Origin of the sequence: Hahella sp. HNIBRBA332 (genome assembly GCF_030719035.1) — a bacterium.
Classification (GTDB): Bacteria; Pseudomonadota; Gammaproteobacteria; order Pseudomonadales; family Oleiphilaceae; genus Hahella.
In genome coordinates this window covers 6,385,686-6,397,886 of record NZ_CP132203.1, presented here as the reverse complement: position 1 = coordinate 6,397,886, position 12,201 = coordinate 6,385,686, and the positions used below count along the sequence as shown (strand labels likewise).

Here is a 12,201-nt window from a genome sequence, read left to right as displayed (position 1 = left end):
TTGTGAGATAGGCAAAAATTATTTGTGGAAAATTAACAGGTTAGAACAAGCCGACCGCCTGTGGCGACCGGCTTTAATGACTTGAGCCGGATCAGGCGACTTGGTCAGCGTGAGCGTTATGCAGCTTTTCGATCAGCATATCTTCCAGTTCGAAGCGCTCTTCCAGGCGTTCGCCCAGTTTGGAGAGCTCAGGCAACAGCGCATTCAGCTCCGACAATTCTTCCGGCGTTTTATCGAACCGGTCATTGTAGTCCAAAGCCGCTTCAGTCGTGGCTTGGATTTTTGGAAACAGCTCCTTCACCAGCTCCATACCGCCGTCGTTAAACTCGCGGGCTTCTTCGATTAATTGCTCGTACACCTCAAAGTGGCCTGCGGAAACGTAATCCAACAGCACCTGGCAGAACGTCTTAAAGTTTTTTACCGCCGATTCCACATCGTCAAACTTGCTCTTGCCGACCAGATCGCAGTAGCGCACGATCAGGTCTTGCCTCTCCTTAAGCCAGCGGTCGATTATTTCACTGACGCCACCCCATCGCTCTTTGGCGTTTTGGCAATTTTCCAGCATGACCTCACCCTTATCTCTATCTATCTGTGCTAGCCGTTAGTGTTATAAGTATTTTTAATAGTGGCTTCCAACTATACGCGATCACTCGTTTGCTAAACAAGCGTACCGAATTCCTTTTTCAATGTTTTACCAAACCACGGTCAACGCGCCCTGCGCACCCACGTAAAAGCCCAAACGGCGGTAAAACCGATGAAGGCGATCAGCGTCCAACCGGGTATGCTCAAGCCCAAAAACGTCCACTGCACCTCAGCGCACTCGCCGGTGCCGGTCAACATCATCGTCAATACTTCCGAGAACGGAAAAGCCTGTAACATGTACTCCAAACCGGGCCCGCAAGCAGGCACCTGATCCGCCGGCAGACTCTGCAGCCATAGCTGACGCGTCGCCAGCGCCGCGCCGCCCAGCGTCGTCACCCAACCCAGGAGCGTGTAAACCGTCGTCCCCACATTTTTCGGGTTATGCAGCGCCGCCGCCAGAAACACCAGTCCCGCCAGCACAAACGCGATACGCTGCGCCATACACAATGGACAAGGCTCGAGATCTTTCACGTATTGCAGGTAGAAAGCGAATCCCATTAATCCGGCGATCGCCAGAAAACACAGGAAGTAAATCGTTCGGTTAGTGAGCCATGCGGGCATGAGATCTCCTGTTCTCCCGGTAGAGTAGCTTGTCAAAACGGCTTTCGATTTTGCTGAGAATAAACTTTGCTTGCAAGACGCGAAAACCATTTGACGCTCTCCAAGGCCTTGTCTAGGCTCGAAATAACCAAAGTTTAATCAAGAGGACGCCTTCCATGGTATTTAAGCACGCGTTTCTGCGCGATTTCCGTCTGCTTGCGCTGCTGGCGATCATCGCCCTGGCGACGGCGTCCGGCGCGTACGCGGAAGGTCAGGATGAGCTGGTGCAATATATCGATCTGAAGCCGTCGTTCGTGCTTAATTACGACGGCCCCAGCAGTAAACTCAAGTTCGCAAAGATAGATGTGTCCGTTCGGGTCAACACTCGTTCTGCGGCGGCGGCGGTGGAGCACCACATGCCTGCGTTACGCAACATGCTGGTGTTGATGTTCAGTCGTCAAACGGAAAAGGTAATGGGCTCAAACGAGGGCCGGGAACAGTTGCGAGCCGAAGCGCTACAGGCGCTGCAAGATTTTCTGCAGGAGGAGTCCGGAGGCAAAATGGTAGAGGATCTGCTGTTCACTAACTTTGTAGTGCAACGCTGACCGCTTCAACGCCTGACTCCGACGTCGCCATCGCTAGCGACGTCGGCGCAGCCCTTCGGTTCGACAGGTTCAGGCCGTTCTCGCCTTCCCTTTCTTATCGCCAGCTTGGGCGCCGTCTTCCCAGCCCGCTTCCCAGGCTGCGATAACGACCTCTCCACGGTACGGGCACTTCACCCGCTCCATACCCAAGACGCCCGCCATGTATCCTTGCTGATAAGCCTTGTTAAGCGTTTCCAGATTCCAATTCAGAGATAGATCTGCGGCCATACCGGCCTCCCAATTCGCATGCCAAATTAAGTTGATGGTTCAGATTTGCTTTTATCGTTATATCGCCGCCAGCACAGTGGATGACTCGTTTGATAATCCCCTGCAGTTAGCTGCGAGCTTATTCATTGGCTACTTCGCGACACAGGATTAGGCCAATAGGCTTAGTCGCATTACAACAATAATCCAACACACCAATAACAAAAAGCTTCTGATGCCCAAAAAGTGTAGCAAATTGTAAACTTATGTTACAGCAGGCAAAAAGTAGCACGCCAAAAGGAGTAGAACAAGGCGAATAGCGCGGAATTGTGCGCTGGTTGACGCGATGGCTGGTCGAACAATTTCAACGAGGGTAAGCAGGAAGCGCGAGGCTTGGGGAGATGAGTCAAGCCGGAATCAGCACGATCCCGGCTTGCTTAAAGTAGGTCAGATACAGTTAGACGTAGGTCAGATACTGTTTCAAAAAAGCGTCGAAAGGCAGGTTATCCGCTTCCCGCAGCGCTCTCTCGTCGGCCCAGGATTGTTCGCCAGCGCGAACAAAGTGCTGCATACGCTCTGGAGACAACGGGTTCACTGTCAATGTTTGATGATGCGCTTGCGACATCGCCAGGGTCCAGTCAACGTAACCCTGACCGTTGGACACCGCCGCATAGGTGCGCGCGGATGGCGTCAGGCTGGGATCATGCACTTTCGCCTTTGCGTCCCGTACCGCCGCCGCATAGCTATCGCCGCCTTTAATGGAATCCAGCTCCCTGGCGCATAATTCAACCTGCTCCAGAATACGCAACGCCCATTCCTGGAGTCCGCCTTGAACGTAATCATTCTGTTGCAAACGCACCAGTTCGACGTCCGTATCGCGCCCACGGGAAACTGCGGTCAGGAAATTTTCTTCGATGATCGAGCACTCTTCGTCCACGATCTTGGCGCTATCAGACAGCAGACAGGTCAACAAGAAGGCGTCAAGGAAACGGATTTGCGACTCGCTGACGCCGATAGGCGAGAACGGGTCGAGGTCAAGACAGCGCACTTCGATGTATTCAATCCCGCGCCGCTTGAGCGCCTGGATCGGTTTTTCGCCGCTCTGCGCCACCCGCTTGGGCCGAATAGTGTTGTAGTACTCGTTCTCGATCTGCAGCAGGTTAGCGTTGAGCTGAATGTATTCGCCATCCCGCTGCAAGCCAATCGCTTCATAACGGGGAAACGGCGTATGCGTGGCGTCATACAGGGTTTTGACGTAAGTGCTGAGATGATTAAAACAAATCTTCAGCGATGACTGGGCATTATTCTGATACCCCAAATCACTCATTCGCAAAGAGGTCGCATGAGGCAGGCCCAGGGTGTCAGCCCCGAATTGATCCAGCTTGTGATCGCGACCGCTCAGGAAACTGCGATCCAACGCCGGCGAAGCGCCGAACAGATACATCAGCAGCCAGGACCAACGCCGGAAATTACGAATCAGTGAGAAATAACTCTCTGACTTAAACTCCTGCAACGGCGCGCTTTGCGCCAGCACTTCCTGGTAGGCGCGCCAGAACTCATCTCCCAGAGAGAAGTTGAAATGCACGCCGGCGATGCTCTGCATAATGCGACCGTAACGGTGGGCTAACCCGCGTCGGTAGACATGCTTGATTTTGCCTAAGTTGGATTCACCGTATTCCGCGATACGGATGCTTTCATCCCCATCCAGAACGCTGGGCATGCTGCCCGCCCACAAGGATTCGCCCGCTGGCAGATTGGCGTGGACGAACTGATGTATTTCCTGCAGAGAGGCCAGCAGTTCATCCACCTCACGGGTCACCGGGGTGATCAACTCCAGCAATGCTTCGGAATAATCCGTGGTGATATTCGGATGGGTCAACGCAGAGCCCAACGCCTGCGGATGGTCGGATTGGGCGATGAAGCCCTTGCTGTCGACGCGCAGACCTTCCTTTTCTATACCGCGATAGATATCCGCCAGCGCTTGGGGGTGACGACGCCTCAACTTTTCCAGTCGCGCCGCTAACTTCTCACTCATGCACGATTCCTTGCTCCAGGAACTAATATTGGAGGAGAGAACACTCTCCCCGCCTTCGCCGCCGCGCCGCTCCCGGCGAAATCCGCAGAGAGCGCGCAAAAATCTCCGCAGATGCGACCGTCCCTGGAATCACGGCAGTTATATTTAAATACTAGCCTTTCTTTCCTGGTTGCTGCTTCTGCGCTTTCAACAACAAGGCGCCGAACGAGCCCATGCCTCCCGCAGCGGATTCGTTGCCGGCATTCCTCTTTTGTTTTTGAGGCTGCCGTCCGGCGTCGCGAGCGCCTGCGCCGCCGGCGCTTTGCACGTCATCGTCCAGACGCATGCTCAATGCGATGCGCTTACGCGCCGCGTCCACTTCGATCACCTTCACCTTCACTATGTCGCCCGCTTTGACCACTTCCCTGGGGTCTTTGACGAACTTGTGCGACAGAGCGGAGATATGCACCAGGCCATCCTGATGCACGCCGATATCCACAAACGCGCCGAAGTTGGTCACGTTGGTGACAGCGCCTTCCAGCACCATGCCGGGCTTAAGGTCCTTAATGTCCTCAACGCCTTCCTGGTACTGAGCGAACTTGAATTCAGGGCGCGGATCGCGGCCCGGTTTATCCAGCTCGGCCAGAATATCTTTGACCGTGGGAACGCCAAAATGTTCATCCACGTAATCATTCGCTTTCAGGCTGCGTAAGAATGTGGTGTCGCCAACCAGGGATCGCAAGTCCCGGCCATTTTTTTCTGCGATTTTATTTACCACAACATAGGCTTCCGGGTGCACTGCAGAGGCGTCCAGCGGGTTGTCGCCGTTCATGATGCGCAGGAAACCGGCGGCCTGTTCGTAGGTCTTGTCTCCCAGACGCGGCACTTTAAGCAACTGTTGACGATTGAGAAACGCGCCCTTGGCGTCGCGATAAGCCACGATGTTGCCGGCCAGCGTCTGATTCAGACCCGCCACCCTCGCCAGCAAAGGCGCAGATGCAGTATTGACGTCCACACCCACCGCGTTAACGCAATCCTCCACCACCGCGTCCAGCGTACGCGCCAGCTGTGTCTGGCTGACGTCGTGCTGATACTGGCCCACGCCGATGGATTTGGGATCGATTTTCACCAGCTCGGCCAGCGGATCCTGCAAGCGGCGTGCGATAGACACCGCGCCACGGATAGTCACGTCCAAATCCGGGAATTCTTTCGCGGCGTATTCCGAAGCGGAATAAATAGAGGCGCCGGATTCATTGACCATAATTTTGGTCAGCTTGAGTTGCGGGAACTGTTTGATCAGGTCAGCAACCAGCTTGTCAGTTTCTCTGGAAGCCGTGCCGTTGCCGATACTGACCAACTCCACTTTGTGCTTGGCGCACAGGGCCGCCAATTGCGCAATGGATTGCGACCACTGATTTTTCGGCGCGTGAGGATAAATCGTGGCGTGATCGACGAACTTGCCGGTGGCGTCGATTACCGCCACTTTGACACCGGTGCGCAGCCCGGGATCCAGTCCCATCGTGGCCTTGGCGCCCGCCGGCGCCGCCAGCAGCAGATCCTTGAGGTTGCTGCCGAATACGTTGATGGCCTCTTCTTCCGCACGCTCGCGAATTCTGCCCATCAGATCCGTCTCCAACTGTGTCAGCAGCTTGACGCGCCAGGTCCAGCGCACCACGTCTTTTAACCAGCCGTCGGCGGCGCGACCTTTGTCGCTGATGCGCCAGTGTGCGGCGACGATGTTTTCACAGGGATGCGGCTCCAGTCGCGATTCAGGCTCGTCCGGCAACACGATCTGGAAGCTCAGTACACCTTCGTTACGGCCGCGGAAAACAGCCAGCGCGCGGTGTGAAGGAACGCCTTTCAGCGGCTCCTGATGCTCAAAATAGTCGCGGAATTTAGCGCCGTCCTGCTCTTTGCCTTCTACGACAGCCACTTTCAATATGCCCTGCCCCCAAAGGTGCTCACGCAGGCGGCCAATCAACTCAGCGTCCTCAGCAAAGCGCTCCATCAGAATGTAGCGAGCGCCTTCCAACGCCGCTTTAACATCGGCGACGCCTTTGTCCGCATCCACGAAGCCTTCCGCCAGGGTGTCAGGAACCAGAGTGGGATCCGCCAGCAACTGCTCCGCCAGAGGCTCCAGTCCAGCCTCTTTGGCGATCTGCGCTTTGGTGCGGCGTTTGGGTTTATATGGAAGATACAAATCCTCCAGGCGGTTTTTGGTGTCCGCATCGATGATCTGCGCGCGCAACTCATCAGTGAGTTTGCCCTGTTCCTCAATGCTGCTCAGAATGGTCTGCCGCCGATCTTCCATTTCACGCAGGTAGCGTAGACGGTCTTCCAGATGACGCATTTGAGTGTCATCAAGCCCCCCAGTGACTTCCTTACGATAGCGGGAGATAAATGGAACGGTAGCCCCTTCATCTAGCAGCGTGACGGCCGCCGCAACCTGCTCGGTTTTGGCGTTGAGTTCTTGGGCGATAACGCGATAAATCTTTTCCATTAAAAACCTGTTTACTCAGTTCTTTGCATAATATCTGCTGAATTTCGCCAGCTCGTTCCCCCATTGCCTATTGGGGAGCGATAGTCTTGCGCGGCCCCGTCCTTTTACTCAAGAAATTCCTTATCAATCAATGGCCATTGCAGTTACAGCAGGCCTTGGGCGACGCCTCCGACATAGGGGATGCGGCTGACGGTCTTATATTCCGGGCGTCCCATTATATAGATCAGGCCTCAAACAAGAAGAGCCAAAACAGACAGGGGAATTGCGGTTTGGACAGGCCAGCCCTTACTCATTGCTGCTTGCGCAGGCGGCGCAGGTCGCCGGCCACTTGCAGAAAATCGCAGAATTCATGGAAAGGCAGCGGGCGCGCGAACCAATAGCCTTGGGCCTGATCGCAATTGTGCTGGCGCAGAAAGTCCAACTGCTCAGGTTTTTCTACGCCTTCGGCGACAACCGTCATGGACAGGCTATGCGCCAGGGATATCATCCCACTGACCAACGTGGCGTCTTCGGCAATCGTGCAGACATTTTCGATAAAGGACTTGTCTATCTTCACAGTGGAGATAGGCAGGTTGCGCAAGTTGGTGAACGAGGAATACCCCGTTCCGAAGTCATCCAGAGCGAAATGCAGCCCCAAATGAGTCAACTCTTTCAGACACTTGAGCGTGTAGTCCCGGTCAAACATCATGGCGGACTCGGTCAGCTCAAACTCAAACTTGGTGGTGTCGATGTTGGCGTTATAGATGATGCGAAATACCGTTTCCGACAAGCGTCTGTCGAAGAACTGACGAAATGACAGGTTCACCGCACAAACCAGATCGTCATATCCCATGGTCTGCAGCATATTCAGGTCCCGGCATGCGCGCTCCAGCACCCAATATCCCATGGGAATAATCAGGCTGCTGCGTTCGGCGGCGGCGATAAAGGCCGCCGGAGTCAATACGCCCAGGCGCGGATGCGGCCAGCGCACCAACGCTTCCATGCCCACCACCTCGCCGCTGCGCACATCGATTTTTGGCTGATAATAGAGATCCAGCTTATCGCCCCGCAGCGCCTGCCGGAACTCGGTCTCCAGCTCCAGGCGCATATCCAGTTCCCGATTCATACGGTCATTAAAGAAACGGTAACTGACGCCATGCTCTTTCTTGGCGTCAAACATCGCCTGGTTGGCGCGACGCAGCAGCAAGTCCGCGCTGTCGCCAGATTCCGGGAACACCGCCATGCCCATGGATGCGGTCAAATTCACCGGGTGTTGATTCACCACAAACGCCTGCTCGAATACATTGGCCATTTTCTTGGCCACATTGATCAGGCTGAAGCTTTCCTGTCCATCCTCAAGAATCACCGCAAACTCGTCCCCACCCACCCGGGCCAGGCAGTCCGAACGCCGCAACACCTGACGCAAGCGCGCCGCCATCATCTTGATCAGAATGTCCCCCGCCCGATAGCCCAGGGACTGGTTCACCGTACGGAACTCATCCACATTCACGAAGATCAGGCCAACCCGATGCTTGGCCCGTTCTGCACGCAGAATCGCCTGATGCAGACGATCATAAAACCGGGCGCGGTCGAGGATGCCGGTCAGGCTGTCCAATTGCTCCCGCATTTCAAAATCCAGGCGGAACAGCTCGCGATACCAGACCCTGCGCAACGCCCGCACCAGCAAAGACGCATCCAGGGAAGATTTGCACAGGTAATCCGCAGCGCCGGCCAGAATCAAGCCGCGGGCGTGCCGTTCCTGGGCGAAGGGCCCCAGCGCAACGACTGGCGCATCCGCATGGTGGGAAAGAATGCGCAGAAAGCTGTCTTTGTCGCCATCAAACTGGTTTTCCTCCCATAGCACCATGTCAAACTTGCGTTTGCGCAGTATGTCCATGGCCATGGGAATGCTGTTGCACCAGTGTAGTTGAATATCCGGCTCAGCGGCGGTCAGGTGTTGCAGCCAGAGAAAGTCGCAATGCGACTTCACCACCGCCAGCACATCCACATTGTCTTCAGTGCAGGAGACGGCCCGAACGCCAGATTGATCCGGATTCATAAGAGATTGTCCGACATGCTCGCTCATGCAATAAATCCCCTCGACCACGACTTAACGCAGTGTGATGGCAGAACTTATTCACGGCGGCGGTTAACATTTGCAACTAACGCCCTCTTTTACGGCAATTTAGCTATGGCGTTATTGCAGCTTATATTGATTGTTAGAATTTCAGTGACAACACTTAACATTTAGACCATTTTCGCTATTTTTTCCTGTCGGCCTCGGAAATTATTGTGCGGGCGCGTCTCCCCGTTATAAGCATTCGTTATCAACCGCGATGAGAATGTCTGGTAAAATGCCGCCCCAGTTTTCCCCCAGCCATGAGCAAACCGTGTCGCAACTCAATCCCCGTCAACGTGAAGCCGTTAAGTACATAGACGGCCCCCTACTGGTGCTCGCCGGCGCAGGCAGCGGCAAAACCAGTGTAATTACGCGAAAAATCGCCTATCTGATCGAAGAATGCGGGATCAAGGCCAAACATATCGCAGCGGTGACGTTCACCAACAAAGCCGCGCGGGAAATGAAAGAAAGGGTCAGCGCGCTGGTCTCGGGACCCGCCGCCAGAGGGCTGACAGTTTCCACCTTTCATAACCTGGGGATGAACATCATTCGCCTGGAGCATAAAGCTGTGGGCCTGAAGCCCGGCTTCTCCATTTTCGATCAGCAGGACTGCAAGGCCATCATCAAAGACCTGCTGTTCAAGGAATTTGATGAAGCGGAAGAAGACGTCGACCAATTGCAGGCGCACTTCTCCAACTGGAAAAACGACATGTTGACGCCAGCGCAGGCGATAAAGCAGGCGATCACCCCCGAAGATCTCACCGCCGCACGCCTGTATGAACGTTACGACCATTATCTGCGCGCTTATAATGCGGTGGACTTCGACGACCTCATCCTGATGCCGGTGATGCTGTTCCGCAACCACCCGGAAATATTGGCAGCGTGGCGCCTGCGTATCCGCTATCTTCTGGTGGACGAATATCAGGACACCAACCTCAGCCAGTACGAGCTGGTGCAACAACTGGTGGCGGGGCGACAGGCCTTCACTGTGGTGGGCGACGACGACCAGTCCATTTACGCCTGGCGCGGGGCCCGTCCGGAGAACCTGGCGCGTCTGCAGAAGGACTTTCCGACGCTGAAACTGGTCAAGCTGGAACAGAACTACCGCTCTACCGCGCGTATTCTGAAAGCCGCCAACGTCCTGATCGCCAATAATCCCCATGTTTACGAAAAAGCGCTGTGGAGTCAGCTGGGCATGGGAGATGAAATCCGCATTATCCGCGTGCGCAACGAAGAAGCGGAAGCGGAGCGCATCGCCTCAGAAATCATTGATATGCGTCTGAAAAAACGGGCTCAGTTCAAGGATTTCTCTGTGCTGTACCGTGGCAATCACCAGTCCCGCCTGCTGGAGCTCAAGCTGCAGGCTTACCAGATTCCCTATCGCATCAGCGGCGGCACGTCCTTTTTCTCCCGCAACGAGATCAAAGACGCCATGTCTTACCTGCGTCTGCTGGCCAACCCGGATGACGACGCCGCTTTCCTGCGGGTGGTCAACGTGCCGCGGCGGGAAATTGGGCCAGTGACCCTGGAAAAGCTGTCTTCCTACGCGGAATCACGCAAGATCAGTCTGTTTTCCGCCATCTCCGAATTCGGATTGGAAAGCGTGCTGACCGGCAAAACACTGGATCACCTGCGCGAGTTTTCGGAGATCATCCTGCACACCGGCCAGAAGTGTGAAGAGGAGCACGACGCGGTCCCTGTGCTGAAACAGCTTTTTACTCGCATCGATTACGAAGAGTGGTTGCTGCAGAACAGCACCTCGCCGCAACAGGCGGAGCGGCGCATGGCCAACGTGTGGATTCTGCTGGATCAGGTAGCGCGCATGCTGGAGTACGACGCCGCAGCGGAAGAGCAGATGACGCTCAAGGACGCCATTGGCAAGCTGCTGTTGCGGGATATCATGGATCAGCAGAAAGAAGAAGAGGACGAGGATAAGGTGCACCTGCTGACCCTGCATGCGTCCAAAGGTCTGGAATTTCCCCATGTATTCATCATGGGACTGGAGGAGGACATCCTGCCTCACCGCAACAGCATAGAAACCAACCAGATCGAGGAAGAGCGCCGCCTGATGTATGTGGGCATCACCCGCGCTCAACGCAGTTTGTGCCTGACCTTCTGCTCCGAACGCAAGCAGTTCGGCGAGAAGATAGAGACCATTCCCAGCCGCTTCCTCGACGAAATGCCGCAAGAGGATCTGGTGTGGGAAGGCCTGGGCCAACGTAATGAAGAGCGTAATCAGGCGCGCGGACGCGCCACTCTGGATGCGCTATTACGGGATCTGGGAGACTAAACCTCGAAGATCACCGGCGTGTTCTCCGGCTGAAAGCGATGATTGGCGATGCTGGCGTTGATATAGGTGCAGCCGCCTTTTTCAACGACGCCATAGCTTTCATGGATGTGCCCGCACACGTGGAAGCGGGGGCGAATGCGCGTGATGGCGTGGGCCAGTTCCTCACAGCCCACGCTCAGGCCGCCAACCGTCTGATCATGAACGCCGAAGGCCGGGCCGTGGGTAATCAACACATCAGTGTCTGCGTCTATCAGATCCCACTTGGCTTTCAGTTCCCGCCCCCGTTGCAGATTAAACGCCCAGTTGTGGAAAAAGGGTTGCCAGGGAGAGCCGTAAAATTTGACGCCATCAATGGTGACCGCCTCGTCCTGCAGATACACCGCATGGGTCAACAGGGTGCGGCAGGCTTCTTCTTCCCGTGCGAAACACCAGTCATGATTGCCCGCAATGACGATTTTCACCCGATGAGGCAAGGCGCCGAGAAAGGCGTTGAACGCTTCCACCTCCCTTAATTTGCCTTGCCCGAATATATCTCCTGCATGAATCAACACATCCCCGTCGGGAATATCGATCTTGTCATACATGCCATGGGTATCGCTGATGGCGACGCACTTCATCTGAATCTTCCTTCTCCGATTGAAACTGCCAATCAGGCATCATACCCAAAGACCCAGAATGAAAACGACCGCTTTGTCTCAGTTAGCAATCACCCCAGTCGTTATAAGGAGGCGGCGGCCCTGGCGGCCTGATCGTAAACGCCGGTCAGGGTGCGCAACACCCGCGCCACTTCGCCGATCTCCTCATTGCTGATGCCGGTGGTGAGCAAGGTATCCACCAGACAGTCATTGCGCACTTCCCGGTACTTGAGACAGAGCTCCGCGCCGCTTTCCGTGGCGGAGTAAAAGGTTTCCTTGCCGACTTTTTCACTGGTCACCAAGCCCATTTTCGCCAGCTTGCGCAGGGAGTAAGACACAGTGTGGGTGTCGTCGATATGCAGAATGAAACAGATATCGGCGATGCGCTTGGGGCGCTCGCGGTGATAGACGTTGTGCAGCACCAGGATATCGATGGTGCTGAGCTCTTTATTGCCCGCCGCGGACATGCAGTGCACCAACCAGCGCTGGAATGTGTTTTCAGCCATTATCAATGCGTACTCGAACTCGCTGAGCTCAACGCTGCGCTCATTGAGCAGGTGGCTGGAGGAGACGATTCTTGATTTTGTCATGGTGTGTGTTGTTTCCTTCTTGGTCGCGCCAATGTGGGCAGAGC

At 55.3% G+C, this 12,201-nt stretch carries 10 protein-coding genes; 2 read left to right on the top strand and 8 right to left on the bottom strand.

The features are described from left to right. Positions 1 to 91 precede the first annotated feature (91 nt). Positions 92 to 565: a sigma D regulator gene (gene rsd, locus O5O45_RS28400; RefSeq protein ID WP_305902665.1), complete on the bottom strand. Its 474-nt coding sequence runs from the start codon at positions 563 to 565 to the stop codon at positions 92 to 94. 140 nt (positions 566 to 705) lie between these two features. Further along, a complete protein-coding gene (locus tag O5O45_RS28395; protein WP_305902664.1) occupies positions 706 to 1,203 on the bottom strand; it encodes a disulfide bond formation protein B in 498 nt (165 codons plus the stop codon). Between the two features lie 155 nt (positions 1,204 to 1,358). On the opposite strand from O5O45_RS28395, the gene O5O45_RS28390 reads away from it, so the two are divergent. Next, positions 1,359 to 1,787 (top strand): flagellar basal body-associated FliL family protein, encoded by a 429-nt coding sequence (locus tag O5O45_RS28390; RefSeq protein ID WP_305902663.1) that lies wholly within the window; start codon positions 1,359 to 1,361, stop codon positions 1,785 to 1,787. Between the two features lie 69 nt (positions 1,788 to 1,856). On the opposite strand, the gene rmf is transcribed toward O5O45_RS28390, so the two are convergent. The 4 genes from rmf to O5O45_RS28370 form a co-directional block, all read right to left on the bottom strand. After that, on the bottom strand, positions 1,857 to 2,054 hold the full coding sequence (rmf, locus tag O5O45_RS28385; RefSeq protein WP_011400118.1) for a ribosome modulation factor: 198 nt from the start codon (positions 2,052 to 2,054) through the stop codon (positions 1,857 to 1,859). A 433-nt stretch (positions 2,055 to 2,487) separates the two neighbouring features. Further along, positions 2,488 to 4,065: a glutamate--cysteine ligase gene (gene gshA / locus O5O45_RS28380; RefSeq protein ID WP_305902662.1), complete on the bottom strand. Its 1,578-nt coding sequence runs from the start codon at positions 4,063 to 4,065 to the stop codon at positions 2,488 to 2,490. 151 nt (positions 4,066 to 4,216) lie between these two features. Next, positions 4,217 to 6,544 carry a Tex family protein gene (locus tag O5O45_RS28375; protein WP_305902661.1) on the bottom strand — a complete coding sequence of 776 codons (2,328 nt, stop codon included), beginning with the start codon at positions 6,542 to 6,544 and terminating at the stop codon, positions 4,217 to 4,219. A gap of 289 nt (positions 6,545 to 6,833) precedes the next feature. Continuing rightward, positions 6,834 to 8,609, bottom strand: a complete 1,776-nt coding sequence (locus O5O45_RS28370; protein ID WP_305902660.1) for a putative bifunctional diguanylate cyclase/phosphodiesterase — start codon at positions 8,607 to 8,609, stop codon at positions 6,834 to 6,836. A 256-nt stretch (positions 8,610 to 8,865) separates the two neighbouring features. On the opposite strand from O5O45_RS28370, the gene rep reads away from it, so the two are divergent. After that, complete coding sequence (gene rep, locus O5O45_RS28365) at positions 8,866 to 10,932, top strand: DNA helicase Rep (RefSeq protein WP_305902659.1); 2,067 nt, start codon at positions 8,866 to 8,868, stop codon at positions 10,930 to 10,932. On the opposite strand, the gene O5O45_RS28360 is transcribed toward rep, so the two are convergent. Both O5O45_RS28360 and O5O45_RS28355 read right to left on the bottom strand, forming a co-directional pair. Next, positions 10,929 to 11,549, bottom strand: coding sequence for a metallophosphatase domain-containing protein (locus O5O45_RS28360; protein ID WP_305902658.1), 621 nt, complete (start codon positions 11,547 to 11,549; stop codon positions 10,929 to 10,931). The genes rep and O5O45_RS28360 overlap by 4 nt on opposite strands. 101 nt (positions 11,550 to 11,650) lie before the next feature. After that, the gene (locus O5O45_RS28355) at positions 11,651 to 12,157 is read right to left on the bottom strand and encodes a winged helix DNA-binding protein (protein WP_011400127.1); all 507 of its coding nucleotides are present in this window, start codon (positions 12,155 to 12,157) and stop codon (positions 11,651 to 11,653) included. Between the last annotated feature and the right edge of the window lie 44 nt (positions 12,158 to 12,201).